The sequence below is a fragment of the Streptomyces sp. NBC_00203 genome, from assembly GCF_045206325.1.
Lineage (GTDB): Bacteria > Actinomycetota > Actinomycetes > Streptomycetales > Streptomycetaceae > Streptomyces > Streptomyces lutosisoli.
This window is the reverse complement of sequence record NZ_CP108126.1, coordinates 5198853-5219977: the sequence shown is the minus strand read 5'-3', so window position 1 is coordinate 5219977 and position 21125 is coordinate 5198853. Positions and strand designations below refer to the sequence as shown.

The 21125-nt window shown below is 70.7% G+C and carries 18 protein-coding genes and 1 tRNA gene; 12 read left to right on the top strand and 7 right to left on the bottom strand.

Going from position 1 to position 21125, the window contains the following annotated elements; all coding sequences use genetic code 11:
• Positions 1-43: 43 nt before the first annotated feature.
• Together OG975_RS23435 and OG975_RS23430 are read right to left on the bottom strand one after the other, a co-directional pair.
• Positions 44-1531, bottom strand: coding sequence for an aminopeptidase P family protein (locus tag OG975_RS23435; RefSeq protein ID WP_406331305.1), 1488 nt, complete (start codon positions 1529-1531; stop codon positions 44-46).
• Positions 1532-1630: 99 nt separating this feature from the next.
• Positions 1631-3142 carry a PP2C family protein-serine/threonine phosphatase gene (locus tag OG975_RS23430; RefSeq protein ID WP_406336423.1) on the bottom strand — a complete coding sequence of 504 codons (1512 nt, stop codon included), beginning with the start codon at positions 3140-3142 and terminating at the stop codon, positions 1631-1633.
• A gap of 480 nt (positions 3143-3622) precedes the next feature.
• Here OG975_RS23430 and OG975_RS23425 point away from each other — a divergent pair, with 480 nt between their 5' ends.
• Complete coding sequence (locus OG975_RS23425) at positions 3623-4288, top strand: bifunctional DNA primase/polymerase (RefSeq protein WP_327430006.1); 666 nt, start codon at positions 3623-3625, stop codon at positions 4286-4288.
• A gap of 56 nt (positions 4289-4344) precedes the next feature.
• Positions 4345-4938 carry a hypothetical protein gene (locus OG975_RS23420; protein WP_406331304.1) on the top strand — a complete coding sequence of 198 codons (594 nt, stop codon included), beginning with the start codon at positions 4345-4347 and terminating at the stop codon, positions 4936-4938.
• Between the two features lie 233 nt (positions 4939-5171).
• Here the strand turns inward: OG975_RS23420 and OG975_RS23415 are convergent, their stop codons facing one another.
• From OG975_RS23415 to OG975_RS23405, 3 genes are all read right to left on the bottom strand, one after another.
• Positions 5172-6161 (bottom strand): DUF5926 family protein, encoded by a 990-nt coding sequence (locus tag OG975_RS23415; protein ID WP_406331302.1) that lies wholly within the window; start codon positions 6159-6161, stop codon positions 5172-5174.
• A 219-nt stretch (positions 6162-6380) separates the two neighbouring features.
• Positions 6381-7031 carry an ATP-binding protein gene (locus OG975_RS23410; RefSeq protein WP_406331301.1) on the bottom strand — a complete coding sequence of 217 codons (651 nt, stop codon included), beginning with the start codon at positions 7029-7031 and terminating at the stop codon, positions 6381-6383.
• Positions 7032-7158: 127 nt separating this feature from the next.
• Positions 7159-7968: a glycerophosphodiester phosphodiesterase gene (locus OG975_RS23405; RefSeq protein WP_406331299.1), complete on the bottom strand. Its 810-nt coding sequence runs from the start codon at positions 7966-7968 to the stop codon at positions 7159-7161.
• A 257-nt stretch (positions 7969-8225) separates the two neighbouring features.
• On the opposite strand from OG975_RS23405, the gene OG975_RS23400 reads away from it, so the two are divergent.
• On the top strand, positions 8226-9722 hold the full coding sequence (locus OG975_RS23400) for a S1C family serine protease (protein WP_406331298.1): 1497 nt from the start codon (positions 8226-8228) through the stop codon (positions 9720-9722).
• Between the two features lie 46 nt (positions 9723-9768).
• A tRNA-Ser gene (locus tag OG975_RS23395) sits at positions 9769-9853 on the top strand.
• Between the two features lie 242 nt (positions 9854-10095).
• Here OG975_RS23395 and OG975_RS23390 read toward each other — a convergent pair.
• A complete protein-coding gene (locus tag OG975_RS23390; protein WP_406331297.1) occupies positions 10096-10974 on the bottom strand; it encodes a bifunctional DNA primase/polymerase in 879 nt (292 codons plus the stop codon).
• A 372-nt stretch (positions 10975-11346) separates the two neighbouring features.
• On the opposite strand from OG975_RS23390, the gene OG975_RS23385 reads away from it, so the two are divergent.
• The 8 genes from OG975_RS23385 (at position 11347) to OG975_RS23350 (ending at position 19631) form a co-directional block, all read left to right on the top strand.
• The gene (locus OG975_RS23385; RefSeq protein WP_406331296.1) at positions 11347-11652 is read left to right on the top strand and encodes a hypothetical protein; all 306 of its coding nucleotides are present in this window, start codon (positions 11347-11349) and stop codon (positions 11650-11652) included.
• A 313-nt stretch (positions 11653-11965) separates the two neighbouring features.
• A complete protein-coding gene (locus OG975_RS23380; RefSeq protein ID WP_406331295.1) occupies positions 11966-13162 on the top strand; it encodes an acyl-CoA dehydrogenase family protein in 1197 nt (398 codons plus the stop codon).
• A 20-nt stretch (positions 13163-13182) separates the two neighbouring features.
• On the top strand, positions 13183-14208 hold the full coding sequence (locus OG975_RS23375; RefSeq protein ID WP_406336421.1) for a bifunctional MaoC family dehydratase N-terminal/OB-fold nucleic acid binding domain-containing protein: 1026 nt from the start codon (positions 13183-13185) through the stop codon (positions 14206-14208).
• Position 14209: 1 nt separating this feature from the next.
• A complete protein-coding gene (locus tag OG975_RS23370; RefSeq protein ID WP_406331293.1) occupies positions 14210-15337 on the top strand; it encodes an acyl-CoA dehydrogenase family protein in 1128 nt (375 codons plus the stop codon).
• Entirely contained in the window at positions 15334-15729 is a 396-nt protein-coding gene (locus OG975_RS23365; RefSeq protein WP_406331292.1) for a MaoC family dehydratase, read from the top strand. The genes OG975_RS23370 and OG975_RS23365 overlap by 4 nt, the downstream gene beginning before the upstream one ends.
• The gene (locus tag OG975_RS23360; RefSeq protein ID WP_406331291.1) at positions 15726-16892 is read left to right on the top strand and encodes a lipid-transfer protein; all 1167 of its coding nucleotides are present in this window, start codon (positions 15726-15728) and stop codon (positions 16890-16892) included. The genes OG975_RS23365 and OG975_RS23360 overlap by 4 nt, the downstream gene beginning before the upstream one ends.
• Positions 16893-17220: 328 nt before the next feature.
• Positions 17221-17784, top strand: a complete 564-nt coding sequence (locus tag OG975_RS23355; protein WP_327429984.1) for a SigE family RNA polymerase sigma factor — start codon at positions 17221-17223, stop codon at positions 17782-17784.
• Between the two features lie 203 nt (positions 17785-17987).
• Positions 17988-19631, top strand: a complete 1644-nt coding sequence (locus OG975_RS23350; protein ID WP_406336419.1) for a long-chain fatty acid--CoA ligase — start codon at positions 17988-17990, stop codon at positions 19629-19631.
• Positions 19632-19740: 109 nt separating this feature from the next.
• On the opposite strand, the gene OG975_RS23345 is transcribed toward OG975_RS23350, so the two are convergent.
• Positions 19741-20997, bottom strand: coding sequence for an MFS transporter (locus tag OG975_RS23345; RefSeq protein WP_406331290.1), 1257 nt, complete (start codon positions 20995-20997; stop codon positions 19741-19743).
• Between the last annotated feature and the right edge of the window lie 128 nt (positions 20998-21125).

The window sequence follows — 21125 nt, the reverse complement described above, 5'->3', positions numbered from 1 at the left end:
CGAATGGCCGGGCACTTACCAGTACCCGGCCGTCATCCTTACGTCAGCCCTTCAGAGAGGCCATCCACGCCTCGACCTCGTCCGACCGCCGAGGCAGCGCAGCGGAGAGGTTCACGTTGCCGTCCTCCGTGACCAGAATGTCGTCCTCGATCCGGACGCCGATGCCCCGGTACTCCTCCGGAACCGTCAGATCGTCCGCCTGGAAGTACAGCCCCGGCTCCACGGTCAGGCACATGCCCGGCTCCAGCGTGCCCTCGACATACGTCTCGGTCCGCGCGGCAGCGCAGTCGTGGACGTCCATGCCGAGCATGTGGCCGGTGCCGTGCAGGGTCCAGCGGCGCTGGAGGCCCAGCTCCAGGACCCGCTCGACCGGACCCTCGACGAGACCCCACTCGACGACCTTCTCGGCCAGCACGTGCTGCGCGGCGTCGTGGAAGTCGCGGAACTTGCCGCCCGGCTGCACGGCCGCGATACCGGCCTCCTGGGCCTCGTACACGGCGTCGTAGATCTTCTTCTGGATCTCCGTGTACGTGCCGTTGATGGGCAGCGTGCGCGTGACGTCGGCGGTGTAGAGCGTGTGGGTCTCGACGCCCGCGTCCAGCAGCAGCAGGTCGCCGGAGCGGACCGGGCCGTCGTTGCGCACCCAGTGCAGCGTGCAGGCGTGCGGACCGGCGGCGCAGATGGAGCCGTAGCCGATGTCGTTGCCCTCGACCCGCGCGCGCAGGAAGAAGGTGCCCTCGATGTAGCGCTCGCTGGTGGCCTCGGCCTTGTCCAGGACCTTCACGACGTCCTCGAAGCCGCGCACGGTCGAGTCGACGGCCTTCTGCAGCTCGCCGGCCTCGAACTCGTCCTTGACGAGCCGCGCCTCGGACAGGAAGACCCGCAGCTCCTCGTCGCGCTCGGCGGTGACCTTGTCGGTGAGCGCCGCCTCGATGCCGGCGTCGTGGCCGCGGACGACCCGGACGGGGCCGGTGGCTTCCTTCAGCGCGGCGGCCAGTTCCCGCACGTCCGACGCCGGGATGCCGTACAGCTGCTCGGCCTCGGCGAGGGAGTGGCGGCGGCCGACCCACAGCTCGCCCTGGCCGGAGAGCCAGAACTCGCCGTTCTCACGCTCGGAGCGCGGCAGCAGGTAGATCGTCGCCTTGTGGCCGTCGCTCGTCGGCTCCAGGACCAGGACGCCGTCCTCGGTCAGGTTGCCGGTCAGGTACGCGTACTCGACGGAGGCGCGGAAGGCGTACTCCGTGTCGTTCGAGCGGGTCTTCAGGTTGCCCGCGGGGATCACCAGGCGGTCGCCCGGGAAGCGCGCGGAGAGCGCCGCACGGCGGGCCGCGGTGTACTCGGCCTGTCCGATCGGCTCAAGGCCGCGCAGCTCCGTGTCGGCCCAGCCGGACTTCATGTTCTCGGCCAGCTCATCGGACACGCCCGGGTACAGGCCGTTCTTGCGCTGCTTGATCGGCTCTTCTTCGCCCGCTTCGTCAGCGGCTTCGTCGAGCACGGCTTCCGGGGTCTCCGGGTTGAGCGCCTCCGACACGGTCTGCCTCCTAGATACGACTCTGGACCTCCTCCATCGTACGGTCGTACTGAAGGGGGCCCAGGGCCGGAAGGCCTGTTACGTACGGCTACGCGGGGCTCACTCGAACCGTGCCGCCAGGAGCACGACGTCCTCGTCGCTGTCGGCCTCGTCGAGCCCGTCCGGCAGCACACTCCGCAGGACGTGATCGGCGATCGCACCGGGATCGTCGCGCACCGCCCTGGGGACGCTCGCCGCCGCCGCGTGCAGCCGGGCGAAGGCGCGGTCCATGGGGTCGCCGGTGCGGTGCAGCAGGCCGTCGGTGTACAGGAGCACGGTTTCGCCGGGCTCGGTGGTCAGTTCGACGCTGGGCGCCTCCCAGCAGGCGAGCATCCCGAGCGGCGCCGACAGCGAGGTCTCCACGAACTCCGTGCGCCGCGCGCCGATCACCAGGGGCGGGCTGTGCCCGGCACCGGCGAGGGTGAGCTTGCGCAGCGCGGGCTCGCAGTACGCGAAGAGGGCGGTCGCGGAGCGGGCGGGCTCGGTCAGCCTGAGCAGCAGTTCGAGGTCGGACAGGACGGCGACGGGGTCCTCGCCCTCCATGACGGCGTACGCCCGCAGGGACGCCCTCAGCCGGCCCATCGCGGCGACCGCGCTGGGCCCGGACCCGGTGACCGAGCCGACCGCGAGACCGAGCGCGGCGTCGGGCAGCGGCAGCGCGTCGTACCAGTCGCCGCCGCCGCGCGGCCCTGTGCGGTGGCGGGCGGCGAGCTGGACGCCGGAGACCCGGGGAAGCCGCGGGGGAAGCAGCTCCTCGGAGATCGTCGTCATGCACGCGCGCGTGCGCTCCAGTTCCACCAGCCGTGCCAGGTGCTCGGTCGCGTACCGGGCGTAGAGGCCGATGAGATGGCGCTGGCGCTCGACCGGTTCGGCGGGCTCGTCGTAGAGCCATACGGCGGCGCCCAGGCGGCCCGCCGCGTCGGTGGCCAGGGGGAGTGCGTAGCTCGCGGCGTAGCCGAGCCGGGCGGCCACCTCGCGGTGGCGGGGGTCGAGCCCGTCCTCGGAGAAGAGATCGGGCTGTGCGATCTCGCCCTCGCCGCCCGGCAGCCCGTCCAGGATCCTGCCGTACGACATGGAGCTGCGCGGCACGGTCTCGATGTGGCCGAGATCCGCCCGGGCGAGGCCCAGGCCGATCGTGGTGTCGGGGCCGAGTCCGTCGCCCGGTTCCATGACGACGAGGCCGCGCCGGGCGCCCACGAGAGCGGCTCCGGCGCGCAGCAGTTCCTGCAGCGCGTCGCTCAGTGTCGCGGTGCGCGCCAGGCGCTCGGTGAGTTCGTGGAGTGTGGTGAGGTCGGAGACCCAGCCCGCCAGGCGATCTTGGAGGACGGCTCCGGCGCCGGTGGGAGAGGTGGCCGAAGAGGCACCCGTGGCGGCAGGCGTCGGCGCGACAGTGTGTGCGGGCGAGGGAACCGTTGAATCGATTCCAGCCACTTTCGGAAGGTGAGGGGCGTTCATGACGTCCGGCTTTCCGACCGGTGCGTATTGCTCAATAGCATCGCAAACCCCCATGTCGTTCTGCGCCGCTAGCAGTGTCTCCACATGTACACGCACTCGTGAGGGGATGTCCAGCATTGTCCTGCGGGGATTCCTGGTGTCCATGAGACTGTCGGTAACCCTTGCGGGAAAGCAAAGTTGGCTTAAAACTGACTCGGGTAACGGCTTATTGCGGTCGACTGGCCTAGTTCGACGGAGCGTCACAGCGGTCGTGGGTACGTACTCGGTGAAGGCCAGGGGTGGTTGGGATCCTCCCGGAACCTGGCAGCGGACCCGGGCGTCTTAACCACCGACGACCGTGCCCCATCCTCCCGTGGCGGAGGCGGCAAGAAATACGCGGGACGGCAAAACGCCAGGCGCCGCCACCCCACGCCATGCCCATGCTTCAGACAAGCGCAGTATGGACGCGGACGCAGCCAAATGCTCGGCCCAGAGGGGTTTCCCTTGTCTCCAGCAGGGGTGTGATGCGCCAGCAGGTACGCACAGTGAAGTGATCGACACATGGTGTGATGTGGTCCTCGGTGTTGCCAGGCGTGCAACGGAAAGGAACGAGCGCTCATGCGCGAGATCCTCGGAAGGCGACGCAGGCTCCTGTCCAGGCGAAACAACGGGAGGCCTGAGGTGCTCGGCGCGGCCCTGACCTTCGCGACCGAATGGCGGTGGCCCGTACTCCCGGGTGTGGCGGCGGACCCGCAGGGGCGTGCCCGCTGCGGATGCCCCGACCCGGAGTGCACGGTGCCCGGCGCCCACCCCTTCGACCCCGGCCTCCTCGCGGCCACCACCGACGAGCGCATGGTGCGCTGGTGGTGGACCAACCGGCCGTCGGCACCCATCGTGCTGGCCACCGGAGGCACGGCCCCCTGCGCGGTGAGCCTGCCCGCCCTCGCGGCGGCCCGCGCCCTCGACGCCCTCGACCGCAAGGGCATGCGCCTCGGCCCGGTCGTCGCGTCGGCCACGCGCTGGGCGATCCTCGTCGCGCCCTACTCCATGGAGCAGCTCGGCGAACTGCTCTACGCCAAGGACTTCGTCCCCGGCTCCCTCCGCTTCCACGGCGAGGGCGGCTACATCGCGCTGCCGCCCTCCGAGACCGGCCAGGACCAGATCCGCTGGGAGCGCGCCCCGCTGCCCGGCTCGGCCGCCCCCTGGGTGCCCGATGTCGAGGCCGTCGTGGACGCCGTGGTGGAGGCGCTCACTCGTACGGGTGTGAGCGCGCCCGAGTTGTAGGGGCGCCCGGCGCGCGGTGAACCGCGCGCCCGCCCCCGCTCGTTATCTTCCCCGGTATGAACCTTCGCCTGCTCGCGCTCGCGGGCGTAGTGGCGGTCACGGTGGCCCTTCCGCTGGCCGTGGCATCCGCGGGACCTGTCAGCGACCTCGGCGACCTCGGCAACCTCGGTGATCCGGGCGACGCCGGTCCCGCGGCCGTGCGTGCGTCCGGACACGACGGCGACCGACATGACGACGGTCGCCGTGACGACGACAAGGGGGCGGTGACTCCCGCCCCCACACGTTCTCCCCTGCTGCTCGGTCTCGGCCTCGCCACCGCCGCCCGGTGCGGACCCGAGCTCTCCTCGCCCGACGGTGTCGAGGCGCAGACCTGTGTCCTCACACAGGGTGAGGACACCTGGGCGCGCACCTACTACCGCAACGCGACCGGCGACGAGCTGAGCTCCGTACTGAGCCTCATGGGCCCTGGCGGGCGCACGGTGCAGATGAACTGCGCGGTGGGCGCGGAGGACGATCCGGGGGCGTGCGAGACGCCCAGGGAGCGCACGACGGGCGATGTGGGGGCCTACACGGCGGTCGCGGAGTTCGCGAAAGGAGCGGGGTCCCGTGGGCCGCTGTTGCTGCGCTCGGGGAGCAACTCGGGGCAGTAGCAAGGCCGTTGACGTCGTACGGGATCGCGCACATGGAAAGACCCGGTTGCTGGCGACGGGGGATGCACCAGCAACCGGGCTACTCGAACGGTAACAAGAGATCGGCGGTTCGCAAATTCGATCTCGGCTATTCGGACACGGATTTACCTGTCACAACGGGGAGTTGTGACAGGAGTCACCCGTTTGCGAGGTCCTGACCAGCTGACCAGTCGGTCAGTTTCGCTGTCTGTGAATCAGCTGAGAGTTACTTGTCGGTTGGTGAGGCCGCCGCGCGCGCGGCGCTCGTCCGCGGTGAGCGGTGCGTCCGTGGCCAGAGCGGTGGCGAGGCGCTCGGCGAACTCGGCCGCCGGCTTCTCGACGTCGTCCGCCGTGACCCCTGTCGGCAGGTCCCAGACCGGCACCGTGAGCCCGTGCGCACGGAAGGAGCCGACCAGTCGGGTGCCCTCCCCGAGGCTCGACCGGCCGGCCGCGTGCAGTCGGGCCAGCGCGTCCAGAAGCTGCTCTTCCGGGTGCGGCATCACCCACCGCAGGTGGTTCTTGTCGGGCGTCTCGCACCAGTAGGCGGCGTCGACCCCGGAGAGTTTCACCGTCGGGATGGCGGCGGCGTTGGCGCGCTCCAGGGAGGCGGTCACCTCCGGCGTCGAGTTCTCCGCGTCCGGAACCCAGAACTCGAAGCCCGCGTGCACAACTGGCTCGAACGCGCCTTCGGGGTCGAGCAGGTCCTGCAGCCGCGGACCGTCGGCCGGGGCGCGCCGGCCCTCGACCGGAGTGCCGGGCTGCGCGGTGAGCGCGCGCTGGAGGGTGTCGGCCAGATCGCGGCTGATGTCACCGGACGCCGTGTCGTTCTGCAGGCCGAGCAGGACCGAGCCGTCGTCGCGGCGCAGCGCGGGCCACGCCATGGGCAGGACGGTGGCGAGCGTGACCGACGGGACGCCCTCGGGGAGGCTCTCGTTGAGCTTCAGCTCGACTGTGGCGGCGGGCACCAGCTCGCGCAGGGCGACCCAGTCGCCCTCGCCCGGCAGGCCCTCGAAGGGGCGGTGCACCAGCTCGGTCACCGCGTGCGCTGCCGCTCGGCCGTGACAGGCCTTGTAGCGGCGGCCACTGCCGCAGGGGCAGGGCTCGCGAGCGCCGACAACCGGAAAGTTCCCATCAGCGCCTCCGGCGTGGGCGCCATCTTTCATCTGAGGCTGCTTGGCCTTGGTCTGGGGTCGCTTCTTGGCCATCGTGGGTGTCTCCCGATCACGGCTCGTCCTGTACGGGCGCGAGCCTAGCCGTTCGTACGACGGCCGACGGGACCCTGTGGACAACGCACCGAGTCGTCCCGGAACCGGTGGTTCGGTCCGCGTGTGCCTCGGTCCGACCGCGCTCACAGGAAGGCGGCCGGGGGGCGCCCGGATCGGCGTAGGACCTTGATCGGTACAGGACCTTGATCGGTGTGTCCTTCAGTCCAGGTCGTCGAATGCGTCCGCGAAGTCGAGGTCGGGTATCGCACCGGACACGGTCGGTGACGCGACGCGCGTAGCGAAGTCGTCGCGGCGATGGGCCATGGCCGTGTCGGTCGCGCTGTTCACGTGCTCCTGGACGACGACCCACACCGTGACCTCACCGCGGGCGTCGTCCCGCACGCCCCAGTCCTTGGCCAGCGCCGTGATGATGTTCAGCCCGCGGCCGCCGCGCGCGGTGACCGAGGGCGTGGCCGGAACCGGGCGGGTCGGACCACCGCCGTCCGTCACCTCGACGGTGAGTCTTCCGGACGGATCGACGCGCCACGCGGCGCGGACGTCGCCGTCGCCGGCCAGGGCATCGCCAAGCGGCCTGCCATGTCGGCACGCGTTGCTCAGCAGTTCGGAAAGGATCAGTACGGCATCGTCGATGACCGATTCCGCCACGCCACCGGAGCGCAGCTGATCACGCATCCGGTGTCTTGCTTTCCCCACGCCCGCAGGGCCATGGGGTACGGCCATGCTCGACGACGTGGGCACCTCCTGTGCCACCACCAACGCCACCCCCGAGACCTCCTTTGCCCCACGCCACGGTGTGAATGCCCCTTTGGACTGGACCGGAAACCGGCCAATCCACGTCTGCTGACGCACTCGTAACGATCGAATACGGACCGAACGCGCCGGTGCACTCCCTGTAATCGCGTGGCCTGAATTCGACGGTGGAATCCGGGGGTTCGGGGTGCGTTTCGGAGGTGGCTTCAGGAAGGGGGCCGCCAACTCAGCGGCCCAGCTGGCGCAGTACCGCGCGCGGGCGGTTGGTGATGATGGCGTCGATGCCCAGCTCAACGCAGAGATCGACGTCCTCGGGCTCGTTCACGGTCCAGACGTGCACCTGGTGCCCGGCTCGTTTCAGCCGCTCGATGTACCCGGGGTGACTGCGTACGATCCGCATCGACGGGCCCGCGATCCGGACACCCGCGGGCAGTCGTCCGTCGCGCAGCCGGGGCGAGACGAACTGGAGCAGATAGACCGTGGGCAAGGTCGGGGACGCAGCCCGGACGCGGTGCAGTGAGCGCGCCGAGAAACTCATGACGCGTACGGCCGACTCGGCGGCGGACTCCGGGGCGTCCAGGCCGAAACGCTTCAGCAGGAGAAGCAGCCGCTCCTCGACCTGGCCCGCCCAACGGGTGGGGTGCTTGGTCTCGATGGCCAGTTCCACGCGCCGGCCCGCGTCGGCGACGAGTTCGAGCAGTCGCTCCAGGGTGAGGACCGAGGTGTCCTCCGGGTCCCCGGGGCCGTACTCCCAGTCCGGGGACTCGTCACGGTTCTTCCAGGAGCCGAAGTCCAGCCCGGCGAGCTCGGAGAGCTCCAGGGCCGAGACCGCTCCGCGGCCGTTGGACGTACGGTTGACGCGCCGGTCATGGACGCAGACGAGATGTCCGTCCGCGGTCAGCCGTACGTCGCACTCGAGGGCGTCCGCCCCGTCCTCGATCGCCTTCTTGTACGCGGCCAGGGTGTGCTCGGGGGCCTCTTCGGAGGCTCCGCGGTGGGCGACGACCTGAATCGGGTGCTGTCGTGCGAGGGTCACCGCGTCATGGTGCCACCGTCGCGGGGCAGGCGTGAGGTCGGATACGTCAGAAATAGGTCAATTTCGACTGACGGGTCCGTTATAAAGAATGGCCCCGGACCCACAGCCACCGCTTATGGTGCTCTGACGTCCGGTGGGAAAAGCTGACGGCGTACAAAAGCACATGCACAGCTGAATCGCGCCGGGCCGTCGACAAGCGTGAGTGAGCGTGACCGAGTGCGACCGAGAACAACAGCCGTGGATCGAGGAGAAGAGCTGTGAGCACCGAGAACGAGGGCACTGCAGTACCCCCGGCCCCGTCCGCACCTCCTGTGCCGGTGGAAACTCCCGCTGCTTCCGCGCAGACCGCTGCGCCCGAGGGGGGCGCACCGACAGCCCCGATCCCGGCGGTGCCTCCGAGCGCCCCCGGCGCGCCGGAGCAGGCACCGGCGCTCGCGGAGCAGTCGGCGTACGCCTCCGCCGGAGCCGGGCAGGGAGCCGACCCGTACGGAGGGGGCACCGGAGCTCCCGGCTCCGCCGCCGAGGCGGGCTGGCCGCCTCCGCCGCCCGCCACCCCGTCGTACGCCGACGGCGGCGGCTCGGGAGCCGACGGGTGGGGCTCGTCCTATCAGCAGCCCGCGCCGAAGCCGAAGAACGGGCGCGGTGGCCTGGTCGCCGCGATCCTGGTGGCGGCGCTGGTCGCGGGCGGCGTCGGTGGCGGCATCGGCTACTCGCTGGCCAAGAACAACGACAACTCCACCGACTCGACGACGGTCTCCGCCCCGAGCAGCAGCGGCAGCGTGAAGCGTGCCTCGGGCACGGTCGCGAACGTGGCCGCCAAGGCGCTGCCGAGCACCGTCACCATCGAGGCCCAGAGCACCAGCGGCGAGGGCGGCACCGGCACCGGGTTCGTGTTCGACACCCAGGGCCACATCCTCACCAACAACCACGTCGTGGCGGACGCGGTCGACGGCGGCAAGCTCACCGCGACCTTCCCCGACGGCAAGAAGTACAACGCCGAGGTGGTCGGCCACGCGCAGGGTTACGACGTCGCGGTCATCAAGCTCAAGAACGCGCCGTCGGACCTGAAGCCGCTGGCTCTCGGTGACTCCGACAAGGTGGCCGTCGGCGACTCCACGATCGCGATCGGCGCGCCCTTCGGCCTCTCCAACACGGTGACCACGGGCATCATCAGCGCCAAGAACCGCCCGGTGGCCTCCAGCGACGGCAGCTCCAGCAACAAGGCCTCGTACATGAGCGCCCTGCAGACGGACGCCTCGATCAACCCGGGCAACTCCGGTGGCCCTCTCCTGGACGAGCAGGGCGCTGTCATCGGCATTAACTCGGCGATTCAGTCGACGAGCAGCGGCGGCCTCGGCGGCACCAGTCAGTCCGGCTCCATCGGCCTGGGCTTCGCGATCCCGATCAACCAGGCGAAGAACGTCGCCCAGCAGCTCATCAAGACCGGCAAGCCGGTCTACCCGGTGATCGGCGCGTCGGTCTCCCTCGAAGAGGGCACCGGCGGCGCGAAGATCACCGAGCAGGGCGCGAGCGGCTCGGACGCGGTCACCTCCGGCGGCCCCGCCGACAAGGCCGGCCTCAAGCCCGGCGACGTCATCACCAAGCTCGACGACCAGGTGATCGACAGCGGCCCGACCCTCATCGGCGAGATCTGGACCCACCAGCCCGGCGACACCGTCAAGCTCACGTACACGCGCGACGGCAAGACCCACACCGTGGACGTCACCCTGGGACAGCGCGAGGGCGACAGCTGACCCGTTAGTCTTGTCCCCGCGCCGCCCACGATCGTGGGCGGCGCGGGGTGGGTTGCCCGAGCGGCCTAAGGGAACGGTCTTGAAAACCGTCGTGGCGCGAGTCACCGTGGGTTCAAATCCCACACCCACCGCAGTGGCTGAGAGCCCCCGACCAGGGAAAACGGTCGGGGGCTCTCGCCGTTGAGAGGTTGAGAGACGGTGAGGCAGGCGGCCCATGTCGCACCCCGGGTCCGCCCTCTACCGTGCGGACGACCTCACCGGCCCGAACGGCGGCGGCAACTTCGTCTACCGCTTCGCCGGCCGACCACGGGCCGACCGCCGGCGGACCCCGAGCCGTTGGGGCCGTCAGCCGTCAGCCGTCAGCCGTCAGCCGTCAGCCGTGCCGTCGAGGCGACGGGTTCGTCATGCGGGCCGCCGACGCGATGGTCGAGCGGGCCTCGCGTTCGGTGAGGCCCGTGCGGACGGCGGCTTCGACGAGGGGTTCGGTCAGTTGGGGGCCGATGTCGTTCTCGTAGGCGCGGCAGGCGGCCCAGAAGAGGCGGGTGTTGCGCTGCCCCGCGTGGGCGGCGAGCACGAACTGGACGAGCCCCTGGCCGTGTTGGCCGGTCGCGGGGGGCGTGGGGTGGTGCGTACGGGGCGGGGGCGTGAGCAGGCGCAGCAGTTCGCGCGGGCAGGGCGCGGGCGCCAGCTGCGCGGTGCCCGGAGCCGTTTCGTACACGCCGTGTTCGGTGCGGGAGCCGGGGCCGACGAGGTAGCCGCCGGCGCCGCGGATGTCGATCCCGGGGGCCAGCCGGCTCGCCGAGTTGGGGACGACGACGTCCGGCGGTCCGCTCAGCCACAGGTGGCGGCCGCCGCTGGGGGTGAGGACGACCACGGTCGCCGGGATCGTGAACAGGTGGCGCAGGGCCAGTTCACGGAGGGCCGCAGAGGAGTCCGTACCGGATTTGGTGTCGAGGTCGATGCCGATGAGGTGGTGCGGATGCAGTCCGCAGGCGATGCCGTAGCCGGTGGCCCAGGGGGCGGCGGCGAAGAGTTCGCGGATGCGCCGGGGGTCGGTCGAGGCGTCGTACACGCCGTGTCCGAAGCGGCCGCATTCGCCGTGGCAGGGGGAGGGTTCGGGGTCGTCGCGGTGGGGGGAGCGCAGGGCCGGGAGCTTCGTTCGGGACAGCGGGATCACCGCCAGTCCGCGCTCGGCTGCGGACAGGGCGTGGGCCAGGGCCAGGGTGGTGGCCTGCCGGTCGATGGTGGCCATGCATCCATGTTCGTACGAGTGTTCGAAAAAGGGAAGGGCTCGCCGGACACGCGAGGGTGCGGGGTGGGCGAAGGGTGGGATTGGCCGAAAATGTGCTGGAACGCTTCAGCCCTTGCGGCGACTGGGATTGAGTCGCCTGCCCGGGGCTGAGCAGGGGATTTGTGGGCGTGAAGGGGGTTTATCGACATGTCCTCACGCTTGAGGGCGAATCACGGCTTCCGGGGTGGTTCGCCGGGGATTCTGTGGGCAACTCTGGACTCGCGACGTCGTGAACAACGCCGAGGCGGTCGGCCAACTGCCTGGGAACAAGCCTTATTTCACGTACATCCCGGTTCACCGCCGGTGCGTACAACCGGTTCTGGAGGAATTCACATGGCAAGCATCCGTACCGCCCGCGTCCTCGCCGCCGTCGCGGCCCTGCCCCTCGCGGCCGCCCTCTTCTCGGGCGTCGCGACGGCAGACAACGGCGCCTTCGCGGACGACGGATCGAACGCGGGCGTGGCATCCATCGTCGGCAGCGGCGTCGGACACGACAACAACGGCAACTCCTCCACCACCCAGCAGCAGGCGGTCGGCTCCGGCGCCTCGAACCAGAGCAACACGGCCCAGGTGAACGGCTCGGGGTTCACGGCCATCGACCAGGACAACGCCGTCGTCAACTTCACCAACCTCTGGTGAGCCGGGGGCCGATGCGCTCACATCGGCCCGGAAACTCCCGTGTGGGGTTGCGCTCTGTGGGGTGGTAACGCGTCTGCGCGGCGGTGCTTCGGTGCCGTCGCGCAGACGCGTTTTCGGTGCGGCTACGGCGACTTCGGCGCCGATCCTCCGAAGGGTCCGCGGCGGCTCCGGTGCCGGTTCTCTGAGGGTCCGTGGCAGCTCCGGCCCCGATCTTCCGGAGGGCCCGTCACGGCTCCGGTGACCTTGACAGTGAACGGTATCTGACGGACAGTCAGAAACCCTTGTTCGTACGCAGTCCGGGAGGGCCGCCGTCGTGCACCTCGCCCCCACCGAGCGCCAGCAGCGGCTGCGCGCCGAGCTCCGTGCGTACTTCCGGGATCTGATGCCCGACGGACCGCCGCCCGCCGACGACCCCGGGCGGCAGCGCGCCCTGCTGCGCCGCATCGGCGCCGACGGGCTGCTCGGACTCGGCTGGCCGGTCGCGTACGGAGGCCAAGGGCGAGGCGCGGACGAGCAGTTCGTGTTCTTCGACGAGGCCTACCGGGCCGGCGCGCCGGTGTCCATGGTCACGCTGAACACCGTCGGGCCGACACTCATGAAGTACGGGAGTGAGGAGCAGAAGGAGTTCTTTCTGCCGCGCATCCTGAGCGGGGACCTCGTCTTCGCCATCGGGTACTCGGAGCCCTCGGCGGGGACGGACCTCGCCTCCCTGCGGACGCGCGCCGTGCGGGACGGCGGGGAGACCTCCGGTCCGGGGGACGCCGAGGGCGGGTACTGGCGGATCGACGGGCAGAAGATCTTCACCTCCAACGCCCAGAACGCCGACTGGATCTGGCTCGCCTGCCGGACCGACCCGGACGCGCCCAAGCACCAGGGCATCTCGATCCTCCTCGTGCCCACGGACGCGCCCGGCTTCTCCTGGACGCCGATCGAGACGGTGGGCGGACTGACGACCACGGCCACGTATTACGACGGGATCCGCGTCCCCGCCGGGAACCTCGTCGGCGAGGAGAACGGCGGCTGGGGACTCATCACCAACCAGCTCAACCACGAGCGGGTCGCGCTCGCCGCGATCGGGATGCAGGCCGAGGACTTCTACGCGGCCGCCCTGGAGGCGGCGCGTACACCTGATCCGGTGAATGGTCGGCGTCGGATTGACGAGCCGTGGGTGCGGTTCCGGCTGGCCGAAGTACATGCCCGACTGGCGGCATCACGCCTGCTCAACTGGCGTTTGGTGGGGGATGTGGGGGCCGGTCGACTGGCACCCGGCGACGCGAGCGGCGTGAAAGTCGCGGGAACCGAATCCGCGGTCGCGGTGTACCGAATGTGTCAGGAAATTGTGGGAGCGGACGCACTGGTCCGCTCCGGCTCACCGGGGGTGTTCGGGGACGGCGAGCTGGAGCGGATGAACAGGGCGGCGCAGATCAACACGTTCGGGGGCGGGGTGAGCGAGGTGCAGCGGGAGATCGTGGCGACCATGCGGCTCGGGATGAAGAGGGGGCGGCGGTGAGTGACGAACCGATGGAAACGATGGAACCGAGCGAACCGGACGCGCTGGACGAGCTGGGGCTGCGGCTGAAGGCGTACGAGGGGCGCGCGGCCGCCGTCGCGGGCGTGGGCAAGGACCCGGTCAACGAGCCGATGATCCGGCACTGGTGCGAGGCGATGGGCGACACCAATCCGGCGTACGAGGGGCCGAACGCCGTGGCACCGCCCACCATGCTCCAGGCATGGACCATGGGCGGCCTCTCCGGACACACGGGCCGCTCGGACGCGTTCGACGAGCTGTTCGGGCTGCTCGACGACGCCGGGTACACCTCGGTGGTCGCCACCGACTGCGAGCAGGAGTATGTGCGTCCGCTGCGCCCGGGGGACGACATCACCTTCGACGCGGTGATCGAGTCGGTCTCCGAACGCAAGACGACCAAGCTGGGCACGGGGCACTTCGTCACGACGCGGATGGATGTACGGGCGGGGGGCGAGCTCGCCGGTACGCACAGGTTCCGGATCCTCAAGTACGCGCCGACGCGACGGAAGCCCAAGGAACGGAAGCCCAAAGAGCCTAAGGAGCTGGCGGAGCCGAGGAGCAGGCGCCCGCGCCCTGTCGTCAACAGGGACAACGCCGGGTTCTGGGAGGGCGTCGAGCGGCACCGGCTGCTGATCCAGCGGTGCACGGGTTGCCGGGAGCTGAGATTCCCCTGGCTGCCGGGGTGCAACGGGTGTGGCTGTCTGGAGTGGGACACGGTCGAGGCGAGCGGCGAAGGGACCGTCTACTCGTACGTCGTCATGCACCATCCGCCCTTCCCGGCCTTCACGGAATCTGATCATGCCGCCGACGCGGAGGGTGCCTACGCGGCGGGTCCCCACGCGGCAGGTCCCTACGCGGTCGGCCTGATCGAGCTGGCGGAGGGCGTGCGGATCGTGAGCAATGTGATCGGGGTGCCCTACGACAAGGTGCGGATCGGGATGCCCGTGCGGCTCCAATTCAAGCGGTACGACGAGGAGTTGGTGCTGCCGGTCTTCCGGGTCGGCGAGACCGATGGCGGGGGGAGCTGAGATGGACTTCACGCCGACCGAGGAGCAGGCGGCCGCCCGTGATCTCGCCGCGCGGATCTTCGGCGACCTCTCCACGCACGAGCGGCTCGCCGCCGCGGGGACCGGCAGCGACGCCGAGCTGTGGAAGGAGCTGTGCGCGGCCGGGCTCGTGGCGGCCGTGGCGGACATAGGGCTCCTCGGCCTGGTGCTCCTCCTGGAGGAACAGGGGCGCACCACGGCCCAGGTCCCGTTCGCGGCGAGCTGTGTGTACGGGCTCCTGGCGGTGACGGCCCACGGTTCATGGGAGCAGCGGGAGCGGCTGCTGCCGGCGATCGGGGACGGCACGGTGGTGGTGAGCGGGGCGATGCCCGGCGCGATGCCCGGGCCGGGTGCCGTCCGGGAGGCAGCGCCTGGACGGTTGAGCGGTGTCGTCCCCGTGGTGCCCTGGCTGCGGGACTCCACCCATGTGCTCGTCGCGGACGACCGGCACCGGCTCTGGCTGGTGCGGACCGCCGAGGCGGCGTGCGAGCCGGTGGAGCTGACGGCGCCCTGGTCGGCGGGGCGGCTGACGCTCGACGGGACACCTGGTGAGCGGCTTGGTGGGCCGCCGGGTGAGCGATATGCCGAGGTGGGTCCGGACGAGGTCGGCTCGGGCGGGATGGGTCCGGGCGAGGAGGAGCAGGCTCCCCAGGACGCCTACGACGACATACTCGCCACCGCCCGTACCGCCTTCGCCGGACTGCAGGCCGGGGTGTGCGTGGGGTCGCTGGCGCGGGCCGTGGAGTACACGAACATGCGGGAGCAGTTCGGCCGACCGCTCGCCGCCAAGCAGGGTGTCCAACTCCGGGCGGCCGACGCGTACATGGACATCGAGGCGATACGGGTGACGGCGTACGAGGCGGCATGGCGCCGCGACGAGGGGCTGGCGTACGCGACGCACGCGCTGACCGCCGCCTGGTGGGCGTCCGAGGCGGGACAGCGGGTGGTGCACACCGGCCAGCATCTGCACGGCGGGACGGGAGCCGATCTGGAGCACCCCGTACACCGGCATTTTCTCTGGGGGCGGCAGCTGGACGCGTATCTGGGGTGCGGGAGCGAAGTACTTCAGGAATTGGGGGAGTTGATCGTGAGCGGGGAGGTGGAGACATGAGAGCCGGCGACGCACTGCCGCCGCTGGAGATCGAGGTCACGCGCACGCTGATCGTGGCCGGGGCGATCGCGTCACGGGACTACCAGGATGTGCACCACGACGCGGAGCTGGCGCGGCAGAAGGGTTCCCCCGACATCTTCATGAACATCCTGACCACCAACGGCCTGGTCGGGAGGTACATCACCGACTGCCTCGGGCCGGACGCGCTGCTTCGCAAGGTGGCCATCCGCCTCGGCGCGCCCAACTACCCAGGCGACACCATGGTGTTGACCGGCTCGGTCGAGGCGGTCGAGGGCGACACGGCCACGGTGCGGGTGATCGGGGCGAACGGCATCGGCAGACATGTGACCGGGACGGTGACGGTCACCCTGCCGCCCGGGGGTGTCCGATGAGCGTACGGACGAGGGACAGCCTCGGCGGAGCGGCGGCGGTCGTGGGGATCGGGGCCACCGAGTTCTCCAAGGACTCCGGGCGCAGTGAGCTCCGGCTGGCGGTGGAGGCGGTGCGGGCCGCGCTCGACGACGCCGGGCTGACGCCGGGGGACGTGGACGGGATGGTCACGTTCACGATGGACACCAGCCCGGAGATCACCGTTGCCCAGGCGGCAGGAATGGGGGAGCTGTCGTTCTTCTCGCGGATCCACTACGGGGGCGGCGCGGCTTGCGCGACGGTCCAGCAGGCGGCGCTCGCGGTGGCGACCGGAGTGGCCGAGGTGGTGGTCTGCTACCGGGCGTTCAACGAGCGGTCGGGCAGGAGATTCGGTTCCGGGGTGCAGCGGCGGGAGCCGTCGGCGGAGGGGGCGGCGCTGGGCTGGTCCCTGCCGTTCGGGCTGCTCACGCCCGCCTCATGGGTGGCGATGGCGGCCCAGCGGTATCTGCACACCTACGGACTGACACCCGAGGCGTTCGGCCATGTCGCCGTGGTGGACCGGAAGTACGCGGCGGCGAACCCGGCGGCGTACTTCCACGGCAGACCGATCACCCTCGCCGAGCACGCGGCCTCGCGGTGGATCGTCGAGCCGCTGCGGTTGCTGGACTGCTGCCAGGAGACGGATGGCGGCCAGGCGATCGTCGTCACGTCCGTGGAGCGGGCCCGCGATCTGCCCCATCCGCCCGCGGTGATTACGGCCGCCGCCCAGGGCGCGGGCCGGGCGCAGGAGCAGATGACCAGCTTCTACCGGGACGATCTGACAGGGCTGCCGGAGATGGGCGTGGTGGCACGGCAGCTGTGGCGGACGGCCGGACTGAGTCCGGCGGACATCGACGTGGGGATTCTGTACGACCACTTCACGCCGTTCGTGCTGATGCAGCTGGAGGAGTTCGGGTTCTGCAAGCCGGGGGAGGCCGCGGACTTCGTCGCCGAGGAGCGGCTGCCGCTGAACACGCACGGAGGACAGCTCGGGGAGGCGTATCTGCACGGGATGAACGGGATCGCGGAGGGGGTGCGACAGCTGCGGGGCACGTCCGTGAACCAGATACCGGGAGCCGGCCGCGTCCTCGTCACCGCTGGCACTGGAGTTCCCACATCGGGGCTGATCCTCGGGGCGGACGGGTGAGAAGGCGGGAGCGTGTCCGGGGTCCAGCGGGCCCGCGTACAGCCGCCCCTCGACGGTCCGGCGACCGGCTCCTGGCGGTCCGGCGACCGGCTCCCGGCGGTCCGGCGACCAGCCCCCGCCCGTCCCGCGTGCAGCCCCCAGCGGTCCGGTGTACTGCCCCGGTGTACTACCCCGGTAGGTGTCTCTCAGGGATGAACCCTCAGGGTGCAGGCGCCGCTCGTCCACCCTCAGGAGGTGGGGTCAGCCCCACTCCTACAACCTGAGGGGGACACCGCTTCGGGACCTGCGGCCGATCCGCGAGAGGAGGGGGCGAACCTAGCGTGGAGCCATGACCACACTCGTCTGCACGAGCGCTTCGAACGCCGCGACACCGGCGGTGAAAACCCTTCCGTACGCGCCGTATCCCTCGTTCGCGTCGTATGTGAAGGCCCGCCAGCCGGTGCTGCTGCGTACGGCCCGGTCGCTCACCGCGAACCCGAGCGACGCGGAGGACCTGCTGCAGACCGCGCTGACGAAGACGTATGTCGCCTGGGACCGGATCGAGGACCACCGGGCGCTGGACGGCTATGTGCGCCGGGCGCTGCTGAACACGCGGACGTCGCAGTGGCGCAAGCGCAAGGTCGACGAGTTCGCGTGCGACGAGCTGCCGGAGCCGGAGGGACTGTCCGCCGGGGATCCCGCCGAGCAGCAGGCGTTGCACGACGCGATGTGGCGGGCGATCGCGAAGTTGCCGACGCGGCAGCGGGCGATGGTTGTCCTGCGGTATTACGAGGACCTGAGTGAGGCACAGACCGCGGAGGTGCTCGGGGTCTCCGTGGGGACGGTCAAGTCGGCGGTGTCGCGTGCGCTGGGCAAGCTGCGTGAGGACCCCGAGCTGGGACTCGTCCGGTAGGACGCCTTCCGTCAGGTCACCTTCCGGTGGGCCACCGTCCGGCAGGTCTCCTTCCGGTGGTCCATAAAAGGTTCCCGTTGGCAACGTGATGTGATCGATCAACGGGTCCTAGTGACATACCGCGCGGTATGTGCGCAGAATCAGCGCAACCCTTACTACCGCGTAGGCAATGTCGCCCCCGGGAGGACGCCGTGCTGAGCACGATGCAGGACGTACCGCTGACTGTGACCCGCATTCTCGAACACGGCGCGCTCGTGCACGGTTCGTCGCAGATCACGACCTGGACCGGGGAGGGCGAGCCGCAGCGTCGCAGCTTCCGCGAGGCCGCGGAGCGTGCGGCCCAGCTCGCGGGCGCCCTGCGCGACGACCTCGGGGTGACGGGCGACGAGCGGGTCGCGACGCTGATGTGGAACAACGCTGAGCACGTCGAGGCGTACTACGCGATCCCCTCCATGGGCGCGGTCCTGCACACGCTCAACCTCCGCCTCCCTGCGGAACAGCTCGTCTTCATCGTGAACCACGCCGCCGACCGCGTGATCATCGCCAACGGCTCGCTGCTTCCGCTGCTCGCGCCGCTCCTCCCCCATCTGCCGACCGTCGAGCACGTGGTGATCTCGGGACCCGGTGACCGTTCGCTGCTCGCCGGAGCGTCGGTGCGGGTGCACGAGTACGAGGAACTGATCGCCGGGAAGCCGACGACGTACGACTGGCCGGAGATCGACGAACGCCAGGCCGCGGCCATGTGTTACACCTCCGGCACCACCGGCGACCCCAAGGGCGTGGTCTACTCCCACCGTTCGATCTACCTGCACTCCATGCAGGTCAACATGGCCCAGTCGATGGGTCTCACCGACCGCGACACGACCCTCGTCGTGGTCCCGCAGTTCCACGTCAACGCCTGGGGTCTGCCGCACGCGACCTTCATGACCGGCATCAACATGCTGATGCCGGACCGTTTTCTCCAGCCCGCGCCGCTCGCCGAGATGATCGAGAGTGAGCGGCCGACGCACGCCGCCGCGGTCCCCACCATCTGGCAGGGCCTGCTCGCCGAGCTGACCGCCAAGCCCCGCGATGTCTCCTCCCTCACCCAGGTGACGATCGGCGGCTCGGCCTGTCCGCCCTCGCTCATGGCGGCTTTCGACGAGCTGGGCATGCGGGTCTGTCACGCCTGGGGCATGACCGAGACCTCGCCGCTCGGCACCATCGCCCGGCCGCCGGCCCACGCCGAGGGCACGGACGAGGAGTTCGCGTACCGGCTGACGCAGGGCCGCTTCCCGACCGGCGTCGAGGCTCGCCTCACCGGCCCCGGCGGCGAGCGGCTCCCCTGGGACGGCGAGTCCGCGGGCGAGCTGGAGGTGCGCGGCCCCTGGATCGCGGGCGCCTACTACGGCGGCCAGGGCGCCGAACCGCTGCGCCCCGCCGACAAGTTCAGCGAGGACGGCTGGCTCAAGACCGGTGACGTCGGCACCATCAGCGCCGACGGCTTCCTGACCCTCACCGACCGCGCCAAGGACGTCATCAAGTCGGGCGGCGAGTGGATCTCGTCCGTGGACCTGGAGAACGCCCTCATGTCCCACCCGGATGTCACCGAGGCCGCCGTCGTCGCCGTCCCCGACGACAAGTGGGGCGAGCGTCCGCTGGCCACCGTCGTCCTGAGGGAGGGCTCCGCCGCCGACTTCGAGACGCTGCGCGCCTTCCTCGCCGACGAGGGCAAGATCGCCAAGTGGCAGCTCCCCGAGCGCTGGACGATCATCGCCTCGGTCCCGAAGACGAGCGTCGGCAAGTTCGACAAGAAGGTGCTCCGCAGGCAGTACGCGGAGGGCGAGCTGGACGTCACGAAGCTCTGACACACGTGACACACGTACGGCGGGTGGGGAGCCCTGGGGCGCCCCACCCGCCGTACGCGTCCGTTGTCCGCATCCGTCGTACGCGGTACGCATCCGTCGTCCGCGCAGATCATCGCCGTACGGACGCTGTGGCCCTCGCGTTCCGCCCCGGACCACGTCGTACGGACGTCGTGGTCCACCCCAGAAGCAGCCACACCCCCGCCACCGCGCACACGCCACCCCAGCCCCACTGGGTGAACGCGCTGCCCGCCAGCGCCGATGCGAGCGCGCCGCCCGCGAAACCGGCCACCACATAAGCCGTGTTGGCGGTCGCCGGGGTCGAGGTCGTCGTCAACGCCAGGGTCTGGTTGGCGACATGGCTGGTCACCAGGGCCGCGTGGACCACGATCGCCGCCGCGCACAGCGCCCACAGCGTGCTCCCGCCCAGCCAGAACAGCGGTACGGACACGGCCGCGAGCAGATACGCGGACCGTACGACCTTGGCGGCGCCGAACCGGTCGACGAAGCCGCCCGCTAGCGGTGCCACGGCGCTCGCGGTGAGGCCGAAGAGGCCGAAGAGCCCGGCCGTAGCGGTGGACAGCCCGTACCCGCCGTCTCCCGTCAGCAGCAGCGCGAGCGAGGTCCACAGCGCGCTCCACGCCCCGTACATCCCGGCCTGGCGCAGGCACGCCCGCCAGAGGTCCGGGGAGGTGCGGACGACGGACGGCAGGGCCCGGAGCCCCGCGAACAGCGGGCCGGTGCGGGGGCGGGAGTCCGTGGGGAGCGCCCAGGCGGTCGCGAGCCCCAGGGCGGCGGTCAGCACCGCCGCGCCGACGAAGACGATCCGCCAGCCGAAGGCCTGGCCGATCAGCCCGCCGAGGACGCGGGCCGCGACGATCCCGGTGAAGAGCCCGGCGATGACGGCGGCGACGTGCCGGGCCCGCCGGTGCGCGGGGGCGCGCGCGGCGACCAGCGGCACCAGCAGCTGCGGTACGACGGTGGCGGCGGCCGCGACGAAGACGGCGGCGGCCAGCGTGGTGGTCCCGCCCGAGAAGGCGCCCAGGATCAGCGCCGCCGTGGTGACGAGCGAGAGGGCGGCGACCAGGCGGCGCCGGTTCACGGTGTCGCCGAGCGGGGCGAAGAAGAGCAGCCCGGTCGCGTAGCCGAACTGTGCGACCGACGCGATCCAGGCCACGGCCGAGGGCGCCGAGCCGAAGTCGTGGGCGATCAGGGGGAGCAGCGGGGCCGCGAGGTAGATGTTGGCGGCCGTGACGGCGGTGCACAGGGCGATGAGGGTGAGGAGGAGGGTGGGCGGGAGCGACGGCGCGGCGGCCGGTCGGCGGACACCGGTGCGGGGCGCCGGGATCTCCTGGGTGGCTGACGGCATGAGCGGCGGGACTCCTTCGGGCCGGCTGTCCATGTAACTAACTGGTTGGTTGGCTGCGGGGGTCGAGTCTGCCCCGCACCCACGGGAGTGTCAACCAACTGGTTGGTTACTTATTCCGCTAACCTGTC